Consider the following 500-nt stretch of genomic DNA (forward strand, 5'->3'; position numbering starts at 1 on the left):
AGCAGCCGCGAGAGGGCTGCCTCGCGCTCCGCGGGGGGCTGTTCGTCGCGTTCGGCGCATGCACGCGCGTAGAGGCGTACGAGGTCGTGGTAGCGGTACCGGCCGGGTGCGGCGGACTCCAGCAGGGACGTGTCGACCAGCGATTCCAGCAGTTCCTCGGTGGCGTCGGTGCCGAGGTCCAGGACGGCCGCGGCGGCGGCCAGGGAGATGTCCGGGCCGTCGGCCAGCCCGAGCAGCCGGAAGGCGCGGGCCTGCCCGGGCTCCAGCTGGCCGTAGCCGAGTTCGAAGGTGGCGGTGACGGCGAGGTCGCCGGCGCGGAGCTCGTCCAGGCGGCGGCGCTCGTCGCCGAGCTTGCGGGCCAGGACGGAGACGGTCCAGGTGCGGCGGGCGGCGAGGCGGGAGGCGGCGATGCGGATGGCCAGCGGCAGGAAGCCGCACGCCGCCACGACGTCCATCGCGGCGTCCCGCTCGGCCTCCACCCGCTCGGCGCCCACGATCCG

1 pseudogene is annotated in these 500 nt (G+C 76.0%); it reads right to left on the reverse strand.

From position 1 onward, the window contains the following. Window positions 1-500, reverse strand: a pseudogene (locus ACFPP6_RS36540) (AfsR family transcriptional regulator); the annotation flags it as partial.

The sequence above is a fragment of the Streptomyces aureoversilis genome, assembly GCF_042657885.1.
Classification (GTDB): domain Bacteria; phylum Actinomycetota; class Actinomycetes; order Streptomycetales; family Streptomycetaceae; genus Streptomyces; species Streptomyces aureoversilis.